A 19,563-nucleotide genomic window follows, 5' to 3' on the forward strand; every position below is an offset into this window, starting at 1 on the left:
ATGTAAGAACCGGCACGTCCGCCGTTTCGCGTTCAGTGGTGCGCGTTCGTTTGCTGGGAAGCCGTGAAGACAAAATTGCTCTCGTCAAGATCGAGATTGCCATCCAGCACGATCTCGAAGTCGTGCTCCGCGTCAGCGTCGAGGTGGCCGGAGAGGATCGTGATCTCCTGGTCGGAAACGATTTCATGGCGGTAGCCGACGGCGCCCACCTCGTCGAACGTCGCCTGGTCGGCGCCGGCGAAGAACAGCTTTTTGCCGGAGAAATCGTCGAGTTCCTGTCCGACTCTGGACAGGTCGAGCCTGTCGCCGACGCTGAAGTCCAGGATGTGATCGCGCGGCCCGCCGTCGTTCTTCAGAGAAGCCAGGTCCTGGAAGACGAACGTGTCATTGCCGTCGCCGCCCTCCATGATGTTCACATGGGCGTCGGCAACCAGGCGGTCGCGACCGTGGCCGCCCTGGACATTCTCGATCTCAAAAATCTGCGCGGTCTGCCCGTCGCAGATTTCGACGATGCCGTCGGGCAGGTCTACGTTCTCGTCGAACACGATCTGGGACAGATCCAGAGTGTCTTCGCCGTCCCCACCGTGAATGACGTCGTGGCCAGCCTCGACGCCGAGAACGATCACGTCGTCCCCACAGCCGGCGTCGATAAAGTCGTTGCCCGCGCCACCCGCCAGCACGTCGTTGCCGGCGCCCCCGTCGAGATGGTCGTCGCCGGCGCCGCCATGCAGGGTGTCTTCGCCTGCGCCGCCCGTGAGGACGTCGTCGCCGGTCCCGCCGTCCAGGTCATCATTGCCTAGCCCGCCCGTGATGTGGTCGTCGCCGGCGTCTCCGCGTAGGGTGTCATTCCCGGCACCGCCGTCGATACGGTCGTTCCCTTCCCCGCCGTGGAGGGTGTCGTTGCCGGCACCGCCGGCGATGCAATCGTTGCCCGCGCCGCCGAGCAGCACGTCGTTGCCGCCGCCGCCGTCGATATGGTCGTCGCCTTGCTCGCCGTCGATCCTGTCGTTCCCCACGTCACCCTGGAGGGTGTCGTTGCCGGCGCCGCCTAGGATCGTGTCGTCGCCCTGCCCGCCGGAGGCAAAGTCGTCGCCTTCGCCGCCCAGAATGAGATCATTCCCGTCCTCGCCGTAGAGCGTATCGTTGCCGGCTTCGCCGAACAGCGTGTCGTTGCCTGTCCCCCCGAAGATGACGTCGTTGCCCGGGCCTCCGAACAGGGTGTCGTCGCCGTCGCCGCCCACCAGACGGTCGTCGCCCTCGCCGCCGTAGATCGTGTCGGCGCTTTCGCGACCGTAGACGATGTCATTGCCGGCGCCGCCATCGATCACGTCGACCAGGGGCGTTCCGATCAGGAAGTCGTCGCCCTCGGTGCCGTGGATCTCTTCGTCGGGAGCGCTATGCAGATCCGCGTGCGCCGTCTGGACGATCGAGGCGGTGCCGTCGGAGATGCGGTAGCTGAATTGGACCGGACCCACTTCGTCGTGCTCGGGCGTGTAGAGCCAACGGTCCGCTCCCAAGGCCTGTAGCGATCCGTGGTCGACCTGAAGGGCCTGCACCGAAAGCCGGTCGCCGTCCGGATCGCTGGCGCCGTTCAGCAATTGGGCGAGCGAGATGATGAAGGCTTCATTGACGAGCCCACTGCCGAGATCGACCGCCCCTGCGCTCACCGGGGCATGGTTGACCCGCTTCTGCGGATCGGGGTCCTTGCTCGTCGGCGGCGGCTTTTTGGGCTCGTCGACGTGGGGCCTGGTGTGGTCGTCGGAAGACCCTCCTCCTCCGCCGCCACCACCGCCTCCGCCCCCAGCGGCCGGTGTGGCCTCCGTCGCCCTCGGCAGCGGATGCGCGGGAGCGGGCGCGTTTTGGTTGGCCGGGACCAGCGACAGACGCGGCTCCTCGGTCCTTGCAAATCTGAGCCTGTCCGGATCGACGGCCGGCTCGAACGCCTCGTTCATCGACACCGCCTGCAGTCCGGAGGCGCGGACGAGCTCGGACGATCCTGCGTTCCGCTCCGCGGCGATCGAAGGCGTAGACGACGTATCCGTTTCCGACTGTGTTGCCGGGTCCCCGGAGTCCGGCTTCGGCTGATGGGGCGCCTCCTCCTTGCCGCTGCCGAACACCTGTTTCAGCAGAAGTCCCCACGATGCGAGCAGTATCGCGGGTACGATGGAACTGACGCGAGACCGTTCGTCGATGAGCGCGAACCGACGCGCCGGCGCGTCGAGCGCGCTGCGGTCCGGAATTCCCAGCGACAGCCGTTCGTCCATAGCCACCTCCCGCTGATCAGGCCGTCGCTGCGGTCGGGAACGGGATCGGCGCCGCCGGCGCGCCGACCACCTTGTCCTTCGGTCCGAACGCAACCAGCTTGCCGCCCTGGACAACACCGACATAGTCGACCGCCGCCAGCGCCTTCGGACGGTGCGCGATCACGATGACGATCCCGCCGCGCGCCTTGACGCCTTCGATGGCCTCGCCCAGCGCCGCTTCGCCTGGCGCGTCCAGGTTCGAGTTCGGCTCGTCGAGCACGACGAGGAAGGGATCGCCGTAGAGAGCGCGCGCCAAACCGATGCGCTGCCGCTGGCCGGCGGAGAGCGCCGTGCCGGAGGGCCCGAGTTCGGTCTGGTAGCCGTCCGGCATGCGCGTGACCATCTCGTGGATTCCGGCTGCCTTGGCCGCGGCGATGATCTTGCGGGCGTCGGGCTCCGTCTCGAAGCGCGAGATGTTCTCGGCGATGCTGCCGTCGAGCAGCGAGACATCCTGCGGCAGGTAGCCGATATGCTCGCCGATGGCATCGGCGCGCCACTGGTCGAGATCCGCCTCGTCCAGCCGGACTTTGCCCCTCAGGAGTGGCCAGACGCCGACGAGACCTTTGGCCAGCGAGGTCTTGCCGCCGCCACTGGGCCCGATCAGGCCGAGCGCCTCGCCCGCCTTGAGCTCGAAGCCGACTTCGCCGACCAGCACCGTGCCGCTGCCCGGCGCGACCACGGTGATGCCTTCGACCTTCAGGCTCGCGCAGGGTTTGGGAAGCGGCAGGATCTGGCTGCCATCTTCTGCCGCAGCGAGCGTCTGCTTCAGACGATTGAAGCTGCGCCGCGCCGCAGCGATCACCTTCCAGTTGCCGATGGCAGAATCGATCGGCGCCAGCGCCCGCGCCGAAGCCACCGAGCAGGCGATGATCGCGCCCGCCGAAAGCTCGCCCTTGATGGTGAGGAACGCGCCTAGCCCCAGCAGCGCCGATTGCAGCATCATGCGCATCACCTTGGCCATCCCGCCGAAGCTGCCGCTGATGTCGCTGGTTCGGGTCTGCAGCGCCAGATGGCGGGCGTTGGCGGCTTCGAAGCGGGCCACGGCGCGGCCGCCGAAGCCCATCGCCCGCAGGATGTCGGCGTTGCGCGCGTGCGAATCCGCCAGCGTGGAGCGCAGCACCGCCGCCTGGTGGGTCTCCTTGCCGGCCCGCCGGGTCAGCAGTTCGGTCGCCACCGTTAGCGACATCAGAACCACCGCGCCCGCCAGCGTGACCAGCCCCAGGACAGGGTGGAGCAGGTAGACGAAGCCGAGGAACAGCGGCATCCACGGCAGGTCGAAGAAGGCGATGGGAGCCTGGCTGCCGAGGAAGCCGCGCACGACATCGACGTCGCGGCCGCGCTCGAGCGCCTCGGAGGTCGAGTAGCCGTAGCGGGCCATCTCGATGACGACGTGGTGCGCCAAGGGCGCCAGCTTGGCGTCGAGACGGGCCCCGAGGCGAACCAGGATCTGCGAACGCAGGATGTCGAACATGCCCTGGAACAGATAGAGCCCGATCGCGAGCGCGGAGAGCGCCGCCAGGGTCGGGATGCTGTGGCTCGTCAGCGCCCGGTCGTAGATCTGCAGCATGTAGAACGAGCCGGTCAGCGCCAGCAGGTTGATGATTCCGGACACCCCCAGCAGGACAAAACCGATGCCGCGGTAGCTGCCGATCGGATTCTCCGTCGAATTCTTTCGCTTCGAGTTCTTGCTCATCTTGTCCTGCCCTGCCCTTGGCCTCGATGACATCGTTCACCCGGGCGACGGTTCGCCCGGGTGATGGTCGGTTGCACCTAGTGCACGCCGTTGAAGTCGGCGGTCGTCAGCGCATGATTGCCGGCGCCGAGATCGATCTTGAAGTCGGCCGCGGTATCGCCGTTGGTGTTGCCGGAGACGAAGGTGTGCTCCGCGCCGTCCTTCACCTCCTGCGTGACAATGACCTGTCCGGCCGAGGTGAAGACGTTGCCGGCGAACAGCACGAAGGACTGGTTGCCGGCCGCCCCCGTATTGGCGTCGATGGCCGACAGGTCGATCTTGTCACCCGGCTGGAAACCCTTGATGGTATCGCCGTTGGCGTCTGCCGCGGAGCCGAATACGTAGGTGTCGTTGCCTGCACCGCCGTCCATGACGTTCGCCACCGAACTCGCCACGATGGTGTCGTTGCCGGAGCCGCCGATGAAGTCCTCGAACCCGAAGATCTGGTCGGTCCCGCTCTGCGCGCTCGCGACGCTGCCGTGCTGACCGATGCCGTTGCCGAGATCGGCCGTGATGTTGGCCGAGATCGCCGAGTAGTCCAGCGTGTCTTCCTCGGTGTCGCCGAAGTAGGTGTCGTTGCCGTCGCCGACGGTCGCTATGATCCGGTCGTTGCCGGCCCCTCCGTAGACGGTATCGTTGCCGGCGCCGCCTTCCAGGGCATCGTCGCCCGCGTCGCCGAACAGGCGGTCGTCACCGCCGTCGCCGGTGATCAGGTCGCGTCCGGCGCCGCCGAAGAGGTCGTCGTTGCCGTCGTTGCCGAACACCACGTCGTCGCCTGCGCCGGCCTTCACCAGGTCGTCTCCGGCGCCGGCCTTCAGCGTGTCGGCACCGTCGTTGCCGAGGATCACGTCGTCGCCGTCGAGACCACTGAGGACGTCGTCGCCGGTCGTCCCGACCATCACGTCGGCGGCTGCGGTTCCGATCTGGCCTTCAGCCATGCCCGGGTTGACCGCCGGAGGTTGCGGCGTATCCGGGTCGCCCTGCCCGTCGTGCTGATGGTCGCCCGACGAACAATGCTGATCGTCGCCGCCGGAGTTGCCGTCCTGGCCGTCGCCGCCGGAGCCACCTTGGCCGCCGCCTTGGTCGCCCGGAGGCTGAGCGGTCTGGGTGTCGACCACGTCCTGCGGCCGCAGCGTCCCGACCACCTGATCGTCACCTCCCCCGCCGTGGAACACGATGCGGTGGTCCGACGTCAGTCCGGAGATGTCGACCGTGTCGGCGGCCGCGCCGCCGTTCACCGTGATCGTGCTGTAGTTCAAACTGGTGCCGGTGAAATTGCCGACAACCTGGACGGTGTCGCCACCGATGGTGCCGGTGCCGCCCGGGGGGACGCCGCCTGGCGACGTGACGGTCGCCGCATTGATGACAATCTCCTCGATGTTGTCGAGTTCGGCGATCACCACGCCGTTGCGGGCGACGACGATCTCCGTGTTCGCATTCAGGCCGGTGAAGCCGAAATGCGCTGCGCTGCTGGCCGTCCCTGACCCGGCACCGTCCCAGTCGTCGGTGTTGGAATAGATACTGAAGGTCTCGGCACCGGCTACTCCGTTCAGCACGTAGGTATCCGGCGTGGTGTCGCGGCCGTTGATGTCGAGCGCCGTCGTGCCGCCATCGACGAAATCATGCCCGCCGGTCGATCCGGTCTGGGTCACGGTGTCTGCGCCGGAGCCGCCGTTGATATAGTCGTCGCCAGCGCCGCCGTTCATAGTGTCGTTGCCGTCGAGGCCGAAGATGGCCTGCGATCCGGTCGTGCCCGCCGCTCCGTTGAGGTTGGCGTTGTTGGCGTTGGTACCCGTGACGACGCCGTAGTTCACGCCGTTGAACCGGAGTTGCTCGGTGCCGCTGACGGTATCGGTGCCCTCCGCCCCGGTGTTGTCCGTCACGGTGATGGCCGCGGTCGTGGCCGCAAGGGTGAAGTTGGCGACCGGACCGGCGTAGACGGCCGTATCGGTCTGGGCACCGCCGTTGATGGTGTCATTGCCTGCCCCGCCGTTGATGGTGTCATTGCCGCCATTGCCGTTGAGGATGTCGTCGCCGGCGTTGCCGTTCAGCGTGTCGGCGCCGCCGAAGCCGAAAATGGTGTTGGAACCGTTGGCAATGTCGTTGCCGGCGGTGCCGTTGAAGGTCGCCTGGATCGGCGAGGACCAGTTCGCGCCGACGGGGCCGGTCGGATTCGAGATCACGGTTTCCGGGTGACCTCCCGCATCCGTGAAGGTCGCGACGACGCGGAGTTGCAGGCCGGCCTGCGCGTCGAGCCCGTTGAAACCGAGGATCGAAACGTCCTGCGGGGTAAAGGCTGCGTTGGTGGCGCCCGCAATGTCGTTCCATGCCGTGCCGTTCGGCGAAGACTGCCATTGATAGTGCAGAGCCGCCGGATTGAAGCCGTTCCCGTCCTGGATGCTGCTGATGTCGAGCGTCAGCTGCTGTCCTTCGGTCGGGGTCGCGTCAGAGATGACCGGCGCACCGGTGGCGGGAATGTTGACCAGTTGGTCGACGTCGACAGTGCCGTCGGCGAACTGCAGCTTGTGAATTCCGATCAACAGATCGGTGCCGTCGCTCGGCGCCCGGGCTGAGCCGTCCGGATTGAGCCCACCATGGTCGGTGATCTTGTAGGCGACCACGGCGCCTTCGTGGGCGCTGGCGTAGTTGATAGCGGCGATGGAGTAGTCGAGCCGGTTACCGCTGAGGATGACGGTGTCCGAGGTACCGTCCGCCCCGCTATCTTTGCCCAGAACGAGGTCCTTGTTGCGCTCGCTCATCAACAGGTCGGTGTAGTGCTTGGCGAACAGTTCCGTGTGGATGCCGGCGCCGCTGTTGGCTAAGAGCCCGCCAGTGAGGGTCCCCGTCACGCTGTGAGTGGCATTGCCGTTTGCATCAAAGCCGTCCGTATAGCCGCCGTAGGTGCCGATCAACGTGTCGAGGCGGATGTGCCCGCCGATAATGACGTCGTTGCCGCCGCTACCGACGAGGCCGTCGGTGTTCGCTAACGTTGTGCCGAAGGTATCGTTGCCGCCGCCGCCGATCAGCCAGTTGTCGCCGTCGTCGCCGATGATCCTGTCGGCGAATTTCGATCCCACCACGCCCTCGAGGTCAGCCCAGAGCTGGCTGAACGGATTGTAGGGCGCGGCCCCGCCGGCCGCTACCAGGTTCTGGTTGCGCAGGTCCGCGGCCGCATCGAGCACGATGTTGGTGTCGGAGAACACCGACATGTCGAAGCCGACGTCGCCGAGCAGCTCGTCGCTGTCGCCGTTGAGTGCATTCTGGCCGATGCCGCCGAACAGGAGGTCGTCGCCACCCTCGCCCTTGAGTACGTCCGCACCCGAGCCACCGCTCAGCATGTCGTCGCCGAGGCCGCCGCGCAGTTCGTCCGGCCCGTCGCCGCCGAACATGATGTCGTTGCCGCTATCGCCGAATGCCAGGTCGGTGTCGCCGCCGGCGTCGATGTAGTCATCGCCCGACCCGCCGTAGATCTCGTCGATGCCGGCTTCGCCGTAGAGCTTGTCGTTGCCGCCGCCGCCGATCACGACGTCGAGCGCGCCGGCGCTGGTGCCTGCATAGATGATGTCGTCGCCCTCGCCGCCGTCGAGGAAGTCCTCGATGTCGCCGCCGTAAAGCACGTCCTGACCGTCGCCGCCATAGAGATGGTCGGCGCCGGCTTTGCCGTCCAGAACGTCGTCGCCCTTGTCGCCGTAGACCGTGTCGTCGCCGTTGCCGGCGTCGATCCAGTCGTTGTAGTCGGTGCCCGCGAGCGTCTCATGGGAGTTGTAGCCGGAGGCCGGCGTGCCGTCGGGATTCTCGCCCAAGTCGGGCCGGAAGTCGGCAATGTAGGCCTGGTTGACGAAGCCGAGATCCGTGTTGCTCTTGTGCAGGACCGTGCCGTTGCCGGCGGTTCCGCCGCCAACCCCGGAGTAGATGCCCATGTGGATGCCGTTGGCATCGTTCGCCGCCAGGACATCGCCATAGGCGTGGGCGGTCTTGTAGTCCTGCATGATGAGGTTGTGGCCGAGGTCGTACTGCAGATCGCCCTGGTTGGCCATCACATGGTTGCCCGTGATGTCCAAGATGTCCTGCCCGCGCACGGCGGTCAGCGCCGTCCCGGGCATCACCTTCCGCGCCAGTTCGAGCGTGCTGTCCGAATAGCCCATGACGTCGCCGTTGAGGTGCATGACGCCGGTGGTGCGCTCGATGATGTCCTTGAACTGCTCGGTCACGATCGCGTGGCCGAGGTCGGTGTCGATGTTGAGGGAGTCCTGCAGGCGGTAGATGTAGTAGAACCTGTCGCCGTCCATCAGCCGTTCCATCTGGTCTTCGAAGATGGCGTTGAAGGTGGTGCCGAGTTGACCGGTGAAGACGTGGAGCTCAGCCAGGCCGCCGATCCAGAAGTCGATGTTGTTGAACGCGCCCTCGCCGGTCGCCAGTTCTGCGTTCGGACCGGTGTAGTTGTTGTTGAGGAATCCGATCGCATCGTCGATGGTGTATCCGTGCGCTCCCGACCCGGAAACGATCACGCCGCTCTCGATGTCGATGAGTTCTTGCGCCTTGGTCAAGTCGCCGTCGAAGGCGTAGGCAGCGATGAAATCGACCAGCGATTCCGGGTGCTGCATCTGGGAGCCGTATTCGGCCCAGCTAGTGTACGGGTTGAGAGCGTCGACGATCAGGTTGGAGTGGTGAGGCGTGTTCGGATCGGCGGCGCGCTCCGCGACCAGCGCGTCGTGCAGCTGCTTGCGCACCTCGTTGAGCGTCGGCATGCCGACGTCGCGGCCGCGCGCGATGTTGATGGCGCCGAGGTCCAGCGCCTGGCCCAGCAGGGTCTGCTGCATCGCTGGCGTGACGAACTCGTCGACCTCGTTGGAGACCTGCTGGGACATGCCGCGCAGGATGTTGGAGGCGCCAACGGCGGCGAACTGCTCCGGATTGAGGAACGCGCCTTCCAGCGCGAACTTGGTGACCATTCCGCTGGGATCGATGGAGTCGATGGTCTCGCGCAGCTGGGAGTGGCCGAACCTGAAGGCGGCCTGCGAATATTCCAGCGAAATGTCCGCGTTGATGTCGCTATCATAGGTGACGAACTCGGGAAGGTCAGGGGTCACCAGACGCGCGTACTGGTCGATCGCGGTGTGCTGGTATTCCATTTCATTGATCAGCTTCACGGTCTCGAACATCTTGTCCGGGTCCCAGGAGACCTTGTCGATCGAGGCGACCGCGACTCCACTCTGGTCGGTCAGGGTATAGTTACCCGCCTGATCGTGGAAGAATCCGCCATGGCCGTCGTCGACGCCCAGCTGATAACCGTGGCGCGCCGTGGCGTCCGGCGAGGTCAGGATCATGTTCTCCAGGTTGACGAGCTGCACGTTGTGGTTTTCGTGGAACACGTGGTGCAGCGCAGTCAGGCCGAAGTTCTCGTTGGCACGTCCGTCGCCGGCGATGTAGTGGTCGCCAACAGAGGCCATCATGATCTCGCCGACCGCGCCGTAGAAGCCCTGATCCGTAACGGTGATGCTGAAATTAGAGAAGTTGACCCAGGGCGCCAGCGCGAAGGCGCCGTGGAGCACTGTGCCTGCCGGTAGCGTGCTTCCCGGCCCCATGTTGAGGGAGGAGCCCAGGGTAAGCTGCAGCGCGTTGAGTCCAGTCTGCGGGTCGATGGCGAAACCCAGCACGTCGCCGGAGCGGCCGACGTCCGCCATATGAGAGTTCATGTACGCGATCGCCGTCGTGACCTTTGCGGCTTCGTTGGTATCCCAGACCGTGGCGGCGTTTCCGTCGTTCGGCTGGAGGCGCGCTGTATCGAATCGCGGGTTCATGTCCAGCAGCAGCGCCTCGCCGGTGTAGACGAAGCCGCCTACCGCAGCGCCGTTGGTGTCGACCACTTGGCCATGGTCGTCGCGGGCCCGCAGATTGTTTATGTCATCCCACGTCAAGTCGGCGCGGCCGGTCTCCCGGATGTGCTCGCGCATCTCGTTGAGGGTGGGCACTGTGCGTGTGGTGGTGCCGACGCCTAGTCCGGTGGGACTCGCGTCGTCAAAGACTTGGCTGTTATAGGCTTGGGTGCGGTGGCCATCGAGCAGTTCGGCCCCCGGACGGTACACGCCCGTATTGGGATCCTGTACCCATTCGCGCAGCAGGTTGGTCGTCTGGGTGTTCGAGCCGTAGCTCTGCGACTGGTCGATGTAGGGCGAGGTATGGTTGGTGTAGCTTGTGGTCGTCGGCTTGACCATGGCACCATGCACGTCATCGGCGGTGCCGTAGACGCCGTCGCCGCCTGGCGCCTTGACGTCGTCGGACGTGCCCCAGAGGCCGTCGGGACCGGCGATTGAGACGGGTCGACCGTGCTGGTCTGTCACCGTGTAGCCGTCCGGAGTGGCCCGCGAGATAGTGATCGTGGTGTTGCCCGGGTCCTGCCCGCTGGGCGCGCGATAGAGCGGGTCGTCCGGCGCCAGCGGAATCACGATCTTGGAGCCCTGGCCGCCCTTGTCGATGAAGTCCAGGCCGTGATCGAAGAACTGGCCGAACAGGGTGAAGATGCCACTCGTGGACGGATCGCCGGGCAGCGTGTTGACGTTGCGAACGATCGTCTCGGTCTGAGTGGAAGTGGTTCCGTCCCTTGCCGTGACGACCTCCGTGATCGTGTCGGTTGCCACATCCATGCGAGTCAGCGCGCTCTCCGCCACGCCAGTGGCGTGGTCCCCGTAGGACGAACTGATCGTCTGGGTGATCATGCGGGGCGTGTAGTCCACGACCGTCTTGTTCAGATCGGCGTAGTTGGTGCTGTTGTCGGCGACAGGCACAAACGATGGGTGCGCGGCCCCGTACGTCGCGAGTGCGGGATTAGTTAGCGACTGCTCGACGTAATGGTTGTAGTCGGCGGCCGTAAGGCGGGGGAACGGGTCGTTGGTTGCCCCCCAGGTCCATGACGTGACGCTTACCAAGTTGTTGAAGAAGCCCGTGGGAAGGCGGAACCCACTGGCCTCACGCGCGCCGTCGTAAATCGAAAGCCCAGTTACCGCATCCGTTACGGCGAGCGGATCGAAGGTGCCGAACAAACCGAGATCGTGAGAGACGCCGGCTGAGTCCACGTAACCATAGATCGGCTGACCGTTCGCGTCGAAGCGCACGATTTTTATCGCATCGCGCAACTGGTCGAGCAGATAGTTAACGTCGCCCATGGTGATGACGAAAGGCTTCGAAGAGGGCATGTTCGGTCTCCCTTACGTTGCACGATGCTCCGACGCGGGCCTGTCGACTGTTGCTGCCCGATCGGCGGATTCTCTCGAGGCCATCATGACCGCCCGGGGCGGCCCGGGTAGGTGCGGAAGTCGAGCGAATTTTGGGGCCGAACGGGGTAGTCGGCAGGCAGGAAAGTCCGATATGGCCATCCGACCAAAGTCCGACGCGGTGAGGCCTTTGGTCCGCCAGATCCGGGTTTATGAGAGTCGCCATTCCGGCACTTGCGCGGCGTTTTCCCTAGTGATGACATTCAATCGCTGGGGTGGGCGTGTGGGTGTGTGCTGCTGCAACAGCTGCGCACTGTCTTGCAGGAGGCGCTCAAGGAGCTAGAGCGGTGTCGGCCGGCTTTCCCCGATGTTGGGAACGTCGCCGAGGCGGGCGGAGCGCTGCCGCTAGAGGATTGTGCGTTGCGGCCCGCGCCGCATGACCTAGGAGGCATTAACCGATACCTAAAAAATCCCTCGGCGATGGTTGAACGTGCCGCAGCGGGACCAATGCCCCCGCCTTCGGACTTAAGTCCGAGCCAGCTGGGCCTTTCGGCAGACCGGCCCATCGGCGGTGGAAAGCAATCGACGAGTGACTTCCCAATGGCTGGCGATGGATTCGCGTGCGATCTCCACCATGTTCATACGGAACGTTGAAAGCCGATCCGATTGGAGCATATAATGCTGCTATTTGAGCATCAGTTCATCGATGGCATTGCTAGAGAATGATCGCCAAGAATCCACCAAGTGAGGAAGCCTCTGGCGCTGGTGTAGATGATCGGCGCATTCGGCGCATCGAAGTTGCTTCCTTGAGAATCAACGAACGCGAGCCGGCCGCTGAAGACGTCCCATCGAGGGCAACCGGAAGAACCACCGGCATTCGCCGACCTCGATTGCGTTGCTGGTGGAGTCGAAGGTCGCTCTTCGAGCAGTTCGCACTGCTGTCTTCGCTGGTGCTGTCGCTTTCTGTGGCGACAGTCGGAGGATGGGTCGGCAATCGTATCGCCGATGGCGTTCTGCGCGGAACGAGTGGCGCCGCCGCGCTGTACATGACGAATTTCGTGGAGCCGTACGTTCAGTCGATGGACGGTGGAGGCACACTTAGTGCGGAAGACCTCCGCCGCCTCGATGGCGTCGCCGAGTTGCTCAAATCCAGACGGCATGTCGCCTCCGTCAAGATATGGGCGCGCGACGGTACCATCGTGTACAGCACGCAAAAGGCGCTAATCGGAAGAAGATTTACGGCGACGGACCTCACGCCTTCGCTGCAAGGAGAAATTCGTGCGGGCATGGCCGACCTTCAGGATGATGACAGCGAATTCGAACGCTCTCTGTCGAAGCCGCTCTACGAGATGTTCCTGCCTCTCTACAAGAACGAGACGGAAAGGATCGTCGCGGTCGCCGAAATCTACGAAGACGCCGGCGCGCTTCTCCGCGACCAGGCCAGCGCCATCCGCGGCGCCTGGCTGGTGGTCGGGTCCGTGGGTCTCGTCACCCTTTTGGCCCTCTTCGTCGTCGTCCACCGGGGAAGCACGACGATCAAAAGGCAGCGCTCGGCCATCAAGCAGCGATTCCGGGAGAAAGTATTGCTGCATCGCAAGAACGACATTCTGAAATCCGAAACGGAAGATGCTCTTCGCACGGCCGCCCGCATCGACGATCTTGTCCATACCCGCCTTGGAACCGAGCTCCACGACGGCCCCGCGCAGCTGATATCCTTCGCGCTGCTGCGGATCGAAGGTCTCGAGCAGGAGCTGGGCGGCCGGACACCCAAAGCGCGAGCGCTCCTGACGGAATTCCGGAGCGCCCTCCAGGACGCGCTCAAGGAGCTGCGCGCGATCGCCGCCGATCTGTTTCTTCCCGATCTTGGTGACAGCGGCGACCTCGCTCAGATGCTCCGGAAAATCATACGTGCACATGAAGGCCGCGCCGCCTCCATCGTCGATTTCGAGATGACCGGGGTGCCTGAGAGACTGCCTCGCGACGCCGTACGCTGCGTCGTTCGGGTGACGCAGGAGGCGTTAAACAATGCCTTCAAGCATTCGGGGAGCGATCGCCAGACCGTAATGGTTAATTACTGCGCCGGGACGCTGCGGCTCTCGGTGCGCGATCGCGGATGCGGCTTTTCCGGCACGACCGCCAAGCCCCTATCAGGTCTTGGGATTATGGGTATGGCCTCCAGAGTGAGAGCACTGGGCGGGACGTTCTCCGTGATCTCCAATCTGGGCCAAGGCACGGAGATTTCTTGCGAGCTGCATCTCCGAAGTTCCATCGCCGGAATTGACGACGAACACCTGAGAGATGCCCGACCCATCAAAAGTGATTGAAACTTTATCCTTACGAGGCCTATGCTCGCAACATTCTAGACTGCCATTTTTCTGCAGCGTTTTTATTTGTGAGAGTACGCATATGGAAAACTCCAGTGGGCAGGCTACTATTGCAATCGTCGACGATCATCCGATCTATCGCCAAGGACTGGCCGCCGTTTTTCGGGCGGAGGCTCGCTTCAAGGTCGTAGCCGAAGGCGCCTCAACGGCAGACGCGCTGGAAATCGCAAAAACGCATCGCCCGAGCATCCTCGTTCTCGATCTCGGAATACCAGGTGACAGCCTGGAAACTCTCAAGCAGCTGTGCGTCGAATTTCCCGGAACGCACTGCGTCATACTCACTGCCTGCGACGATCCGCAGACTGGCATCGCCGCCCTGAACGCGGGCGCGCATGGCTACATCCTGAAGGGTGTCAGCGCGAGCGAATTGAAAGCGGCGATCTGGGCGGTGTTCAAGAACGAGACATCGTTCGTCTCGCCGGAGTTCGCGGCGCGGCTACTTTCGGCGGTTCAACAGAAGGAGGCGGCATCGATCGAGGTCGGCCTCAGCCATCGCGAACTCCAGATCATCGCAGAGGTCGAGAGCGGCGCCACCAACAGGATGGTCGCCGACAAGCTCAAGATCAGCGAAAAGACCGTCAAGCACTACATGAGCAGCATCATGCAGAAGTGCGGCGCGACCAACCGCGTGTCCGCGGTCATGGCGTATCAGAGGATGCGCCAGTCCGGCCAACACGCTTGAAGGATGACAATCCATATCACGCTGCGAACCGCGCTGCGCTGGCGTTAGATCACCTGGGCAGCGCCTCATGCTAAGGCCCACGCGGGTAGTGGACCAAATGTCTTACGGAGACCAACACCGCAGCCAGTTGGAGTCACCTTACTCGCTGGCCCAAGCAAGTGGGACTTCTGCGCCTTCGGCCCCAGATCAGAAAATTGGTCGCTGTTGTTCTGAAAGCATGTCTGCTTGGTGCGGTCCCAATTGAAGTCTCGACCGCCGCAAGGCGGACGGGACCGAGTGGTCGCCGGGCATTGATTCCACCTTGGCTCCCTTATCCCAGCCATTAACGACACACGCGCCACCGCTTGTCCTATGACATCCAGCAACAGGCCACCATCATCAGCTACATACACGATTTCAAGATGATTATGCTTCTGACGTTAGCTGCCATCCCCTGCTGCTCCCGCTTCGGAGCGTGTCGGCATCGGCACCCGGCGACCATGCCATGGTGATGGGCTAGCAGCCGTGGCGCGGCGTCCGCGCTGCCGATCCCGGGAATTTTTCAAGTTGAGGTCGACCGATCGCTCTCCGATGGTATGAGCCGTTTGGTGATGCGTAGGTTTGCACCGTAGCTTGTCGAAGCGAACCTCTCCGCTGGTCAGGATTCGATCGAGACTTCAATACTATCGCCCATAGGATGTGGAGGAGTGGATATCCTCGCCCAGGCAAGAGAGCCCGAGTAACTCGCCTCTCCATGGAGCCGGTAGCGTATAGCTACGTCTCGATCACAGCTTTCCACAATTCCAGCCGCGCCGTTCGCCGCCCCTACTCCGCTCGCCAGATCTTGACCCAGCTACTCCGTGCTCGCGAGCTCGTCGATAGCTCCAGAGCCGCCGAGTCTGTTGCATAGAGCTTTATCGTCTTCGTCAACTCGGCGGCGCACTCCATTAACGAGGACCATTGTTATCGCTTGCAACAGTGCAGAAAGAAACGCGCAACTTGCCGCTATAGCGTTTAACTTGGCGATTTTGTTCATGGCTGAATGAAACCGCCCTAAGTTATCAATATCCCGTATGACACCGCTCAGATCCGGGAGATTGACCAACGGGGCAATACTCCCCAAAAGGCTGCCGCCGGCGCTGCGAACAACACGCTGGCCGAGCATATAAATCATTGCTTGCGCCGTATCCACAGCGGGCATCTTGCCTGATCAACAACCTATGAGACAAGGGTCGGATAATCCTGTAAGACGCTCGCAAAGGGAGCTTTCTGCATGCGGCCGGTTCGTGAATGGAATGAGAGTGATCTCGATGAGCTGCATCGGGGGCAAATCATGGAAAGCCTTACGCTCGAATATAAAGACTCGCGGGCGCTCGGGAACACCGATCACCAAAAGAGCGAGCTGTTCAAGGATGTCTCGGCAATGGCTAACTCGTCGGGCGGCATCATCATCTATGGCATGAAGGAGCGAGGGCATCTTCCAGAGGGGACCGATGATGGCGTGGACGCAGCCCAGCTCAAAAGGGAATGGCTCGAAAATATTCTGACCGCGAACATAGATCCTAAGATTGAGGACCTCTACATTAAACCGGTGATCCTGGAGAGCAAGAACGCCGGGCGCGTGGCATACGTCATCGAGATTCCCCAGGCGAAGTCTCGCAGTCCGCACCAAGGGCCAGAGCACAAATACTACAAACGGTACAACTTCAAAGCCGAGTCGATGGAAGACTATGAGGTTCGCGACCTCATGCGGCGCGGCATAGAGTACGGCCGCAAGTACGGTGCGGCATTTGATCTTTACATCGAGATCTCCCGGCTCGGGACCGCTGCTAGTGCGAGAGCAGGCGCGGGAATGGCGCATATAGATGCCAATAAGGCTGTGATCGGCGTATCGCCCGATCTACGGTCGGCCGGTGCGGTACTCGTGCTGATGACCCGATACATGAGAAACGCGGTCGGCGAGATCATACAGAACGTCGATAGCTACAACTCGAAGGTGGAGGCCAGAGGCGGCGTTGCCGTTATCATCGATGCAAGTTTGAGGGGAGACTTAGTTGCTATCCGAGAGCTGTCGGATGAAATCCGTGCGCATCTCAGCAACATTCTCGACCAAGAGCCGTAAATTTTCGCGTGCGTCGCTTCGATCAAAAACTGCCTTCTTTTTGTTCCCTTTAAGCATGCTCTAGCTTTGAAATTCAGGAAAGTCATGGCAGTCGATCGCACGCTTTGGCACGCATCTTTTCTACCCACCGAGATTCCCCATTTTCCGTGCCCGAGGTGCAGCAAGCCCTTTCTTGGCATTGTCAAAGACACGCTACACATCGAGGAAACCCGTTCCTCCAAAAACAATAAGAAGTCTCCGGAATGGGAGCCTGAGTGGTCAGATGAGAAATTCGTCTGCCTACTTTCATGCTCGAAGTGTGGGGACATCGTAGCTGTCTCCGGAAGGATTTCCGTAGAACCAAACTATGACGATGATGGCGACTGGCAGTTCGCCGGCTTTCTTGAACCGATGAGCATGTACCCGGCTCCGCACATTATAACGTTGCCACAGAAACTACCGTCCGAGGTACGATCGGAAATGGAGCTCGCATTCCAGTTGTTCTGGAGCGACTTCGGAGCCTGTGCGACAAAGATCAGAACCAGTGTCGAAAGGCTGATGGATCACTTCAAGGTAGCCAGGTTCAGGCGTGCCAAAGATCCGAAGAAGCCTGCTGCCCCAGGTAAACTAAAGCCCCTAGATTTGTCGTCGCGGATCGACAAATTCATTTCAACAACTGGCGCGATTGTCCACAAGGAACATCTTCATGCTTTGCGCATCGCTGGTAACCTCGGTACCCACAACAACACCCTTACTAGAACCGAGATGCTTTGACGCATTCGAGATCTACGAACACGCGCTCGGCGAGCTGATCGATAAAAAGTCCGACCAAATCAACAAGCTGGCAAAGAAAATGACTTCGACGCTCAGCAAGACGTCAAAAAAGTCAGCCAAGCTCCCCTGACCTCTATCGAGGCCGTGTTCCATGCTAGATCTCAGAGCTAAGGGCGACCTTCAACGGCTTGTCGATGAGGGCTTAGAAGAGAGCCTCACTCTTGATTATAAGGCATCGCCTGCACTTACCCGCGACGGCAAAGGCCCGGACGAACTCTGCAAGGACGTCACCGCTCTAGCCAATTCCGCCGGCGGTCAACTCGTGTATGGCGTGGAAGAAGACAAGGTCACTAAGAAGCCCAGCCGCGTAGATGACGGCGTGATCGATCCAAAGGTTACCCGAGAGTGGATCGACCAAGTGCTCAATTCTCGTGTCCAGCCGAGAATGAATGGCGTCCAGACCGCCCGAATCGATATGGGCACCGGCCAGTTCGGGTATGTGATCTCAGTACCGCAGACCCAGACTGGCCCGCACCAGGCCCCAGACGGGAAGTACTACAAACGCTTCGATTTGCAATCGGTCCCGATGCATGACTACGAGATCCGCGACATCATGCGCCGGTCAACGACACCAGACCTCTACACTGAGCTATGGTTCGATGGACGACTAAAGACCCACACTCCCCGCGTCGATCAAGGTACGCAGAACTCCGAGACAGTCATGCTGCATTGTGTCGTCCTAAACAAATCCCCGACGCCCGCTCATCATGTCGTGGTCGATTTCTTCGTTGACTACGACTTGCCGATACCCTTCCAAGTCGGTCCGTTCAAATCGATCGGCGAGCGGGACGAGGCTCCCCGCCCCAAGATGAGAATCTTCCGGCGTGTCATCAATTCTCCACCCGACCTCCCGATCTTTAAGGATGGCGAAGTCGAGCAGCACTCCGGCGTCGTGCCCGTTCAGATCCCGATCGAAGTTCTGGAAGGCGGAAACATCTACCTCGAAACCAGCATCCAAGCACCTGGCTTCACGACCACAGAGGAATGGTTGATTGTCGCGAGGACAGGGCAACTCAAGCTGGTGTCACCCAAAGAGAGGCGCACGCCGCGCACCCATCCATATGGATGGAGTGATGATTAGTTGCCAGAGCCAACCGCACTGAACGGAACGACCTCATACAAGCACCCTTCCATCATCCAGCAGGAGGAAGGCGTGCCCCTCTCCGCTCCAGGTTGCAGCCAAACATGATGCAGTGGATGCGGGCTTTGGCAAGTTCCGCCTTTTTGGTGAAGGCAATATCGGTGCAGTTAGGCAAACAAGTTCGTAGCTTGTGACCGTGGCTACTCACGTTGTTCGAAACTTTTCATCTGGTAATCGCTGTTAGCGCAACGTGTTGGCTATTTTGGTGCGGAGGAGCGGTGATCCACCGCGAGTAGCGTGAAGGCTCAATTCCCACCGCTGACGCTGCTGACGCAGGGCAAGGAACTGCCAACGAGCTAGGGCCACCTTAAGGCGATTTACTCGTAGCGGTTGAAGATGCCCCCGGCAGCAGCTGCGCTCTCGGCCAACTTGTCCCATTCGGCCGCGAGACGCAGCCAGCCTTCCTTGTCCCCGTCGCCCTCGGCTTCCGCTGCCAGACGGCGGCATTCCTCAGCCTTGCTCTTGAACCGGTCGGCGTTTGATTGGGACACAGCATCTCCTACGATCCCGTAACTTCCCATCACCCTTACCGTTCCGCTCGTCAGTAAGCGGAACGACAAAGCCCCCGATCGCAGTTTCCGTCCGAATACCTGTAATCCAGTGCGGCGCCCCGTCGGATGCTCCATGATGCAAGCGTTTTACACTTGCCGGCTCTCAGGCCATGAACTCTCGAAAGTCCGTTTACAACGCACTGCATGTACGGCTGTTGAGCGAGCCCGGACCGATCGTCCGGCTGACGTTCGCCGAGATCGAAGAAGTCCTAGGACGCAAGCTCCCGGCGTCCGCTCGCAATGGGACACGCGACCCCGCGCAGCAATCGGGCTTGTCTCGGGCGTAATGCTAATATCCTTTATTTGCCGCGCTCTCCCAAGCTACCCGAGCAGCCCCTTCAAGCCGGCGTAGATCGAGCCGACAGCCGTCGCCGCGACGCCGACCAGCGGTCCGACCGTCTGCATCAGATCCTGGATCAGCCGCGCCCGGCGGCGCAGCTGTTCCTCACCAACATGCTGGCCGAGCAGGCGCGCCACCCCGAAGGCGAACGCATTCGGCTTGCCGCCTGGCTCAGCAATGCGGGCCGACGTTCGCGGCTGACGAAGCGCGCTACATACGCCGAATGAGCTCATCAAGACACGCGGAGAAGCCGCACTCCTAATGACTTGGGTCGCCGGCCGCGCGGCGAGCTCCTGCACCACTTT

General features: G+C 62.2%; 11 protein-coding genes. 5 read left to right on the top strand and 6 right to left on the bottom strand.

The window, feature by feature from the left end; all coding sequences use genetic code 11:
- Positions 1 to 32: 32 nt before the first annotated feature.
- From IVB48_RS05450 to IVB48_RS05460, 3 genes are all read right to left on the bottom strand, one after another.
- Positions 33 to 2,264, bottom strand: coding sequence for a cadherin-like domain-containing protein (locus IVB48_RS05450; RefSeq protein WP_247398051.1), 2,232 nt, complete (start codon positions 2,262 to 2,264; stop codon positions 33 to 35).
- A 16-nt stretch (positions 2,265 to 2,280) separates the two neighbouring features.
- On the bottom strand, positions 2,281 to 3,996 hold the full coding sequence (locus tag IVB48_RS05455) for a type I secretion system permease/ATPase (protein ID WP_247398054.1): 1,716 nt from the start codon (positions 3,994 to 3,996) through the stop codon (positions 2,281 to 2,283).
- Between the two features lie 77 nt (positions 3,997 to 4,073).
- The gene (locus IVB48_RS05460; protein WP_247398057.1) at positions 4,074 to 11,228 is read right to left on the bottom strand and encodes a peroxidase family protein; all 7,155 of its coding nucleotides are present in this window, start codon (positions 11,226 to 11,228) and stop codon (positions 4,074 to 4,076) included.
- Positions 11,229 to 11,968: 740 nt separating this feature from the next.
- Here IVB48_RS05460 and IVB48_RS05465 point away from each other — a divergent pair.
- Together IVB48_RS05465 and IVB48_RS05470 are read left to right on the top strand one after the other, a co-directional pair.
- Positions 11,969 to 13,570: a sensor histidine kinase gene (locus IVB48_RS05465; protein WP_247398059.1), complete on the top strand. Its 1,602-nt coding sequence runs from the start codon at positions 11,969 to 11,971 to the stop codon at positions 13,568 to 13,570.
- On the top strand, positions 13,545 to 14,312 hold the full coding sequence (locus tag IVB48_RS05470; protein ID WP_247398060.1) for a response regulator transcription factor: 768 nt from the start codon (positions 13,545 to 13,547) through the stop codon (positions 14,310 to 14,312). The genes IVB48_RS05465 and IVB48_RS05470 overlap by 26 nt, the downstream gene beginning before the upstream one ends.
- 832 nt (positions 14,313 to 15,144) lie before the next feature.
- On the opposite strand, the gene IVB48_RS05475 is transcribed toward IVB48_RS05470, so the two are convergent.
- Positions 15,145 to 15,483 carry a hypothetical protein gene (locus IVB48_RS05475; protein ID WP_247398063.1) on the bottom strand — a complete coding sequence of 113 codons (339 nt, stop codon included), beginning with the start codon at positions 15,481 to 15,483 and terminating at the stop codon, positions 15,145 to 15,147.
- Between the two features lie 81 nt (positions 15,484 to 15,564).
- Here IVB48_RS05475 and IVB48_RS05480 point away from each other — a divergent pair, with 81 nt between their 5' ends.
- The 3 genes from IVB48_RS05480 to IVB48_RS05490 all read left to right on the top strand — a co-directional run bounded on the left by IVB48_RS05480 (position 15,565) and on the right by IVB48_RS05490 (position 18,307).
- Entirely contained in the window at positions 15,565 to 16,413 is an 849-nt protein-coding gene (locus IVB48_RS05480) for an ATP-binding protein (protein ID WP_247398065.1), read from the top strand.
- An 84-nt stretch (positions 16,414 to 16,497) separates the two neighbouring features.
- Positions 16,498 to 17,166 carry a DUF4145 domain-containing protein gene (locus IVB48_RS05485; protein WP_247398067.1) on the top strand — a complete coding sequence of 223 codons (669 nt, stop codon included), beginning with the start codon at positions 16,498 to 16,500 and terminating at the stop codon, positions 17,164 to 17,166.
- Between the two features lie 151 nt (positions 17,167 to 17,317).
- Complete coding sequence (locus IVB48_RS05490; RefSeq protein WP_247398069.1) at positions 17,318 to 18,307, top strand: ATP-binding protein; 990 nt, start codon at positions 17,318 to 17,320, stop codon at positions 18,305 to 18,307.
- A gap of 377 nt (positions 18,308 to 18,684) precedes the next feature.
- Here the strand turns inward: IVB48_RS05490 and IVB48_RS05495 are convergent, their stop codons facing one another.
- The gene (locus tag IVB48_RS05495) at positions 18,685 to 18,858 is read right to left on the bottom strand and encodes a hypothetical protein (protein WP_247398070.1); all 174 of its coding nucleotides are present in this window, start codon (positions 18,856 to 18,858) and stop codon (positions 18,685 to 18,687) included.
- Positions 18,859 to 19,239: 381 nt separating this feature from the next.
- Positions 19,240 to 19,491 carry a hypothetical protein gene (locus IVB48_RS05500; protein WP_247398072.1) on the bottom strand — a complete coding sequence of 84 codons (252 nt, stop codon included), beginning with the start codon at positions 19,489 to 19,491 and terminating at the stop codon, positions 19,240 to 19,242.
- Positions 19,492 to 19,563 lie beyond the last annotated feature (72 nt).

The organism is Bradyrhizobium sp. 76 (assembly GCF_023073025.1).
Lineage (GTDB): Bacteria > Pseudomonadota > Alphaproteobacteria > Rhizobiales > Xanthobacteraceae > Bradyrhizobium.

Coding starts and splice junctions, on each gene's coding strand:
- IVB48_RS05450 (WP_247398051.1), bottom strand. CDS start 2,264: ATGGACGAACGGCTGTCGCTGGGAATTCCGGACCGCAGCGCGCTCGAC.
- IVB48_RS05455 (WP_247398054.1), bottom strand. CDS start 3,996: ATGAGCAAGAACTCGAAGCGAAAGAATTCGACGGAGAATCCGATCGGC.
- IVB48_RS05460 (WP_247398057.1), bottom strand. CDS start 11,228: ATGCCCTCTTCGAAGCCTTTCGTCATCACCATGGGCGACGTTAACTAT.
- IVB48_RS05465 (WP_247398059.1), top strand. CDS start 11,969: ATGATCGCCAAGAATCCACCAAGTGAGGAAGCCTCTGGCGCTGGTGTA.
- IVB48_RS05470 (WP_247398060.1), top strand. CDS start 13,545: ATGCCCGACCCATCAAAAGTGATTGAAACTTTATCCTTACGAGGCCTA.
- IVB48_RS05480 (WP_247398065.1), top strand. CDS start 15,565: ATGCGGCCGGTTCGTGAATGGAATGAGAGTGATCTCGATGAGCTGCAT.
- IVB48_RS05485 (WP_247398067.1), top strand. CDS start 16,498: ATGGCAGTCGATCGCACGCTTTGGCACGCATCTTTTCTACCCACCGAG.
- IVB48_RS05490 (WP_247398069.1), top strand. CDS start 17,318: ATGCTAGATCTCAGAGCTAAGGGCGACCTTCAACGGCTTGTCGATGAG.
- IVB48_RS05500 (WP_247398072.1), bottom strand. CDS start 19,491: ATGAGCTCATTCGGCGTATGTAGCGCGCTTCGTCAGCCGCGAACGTCG.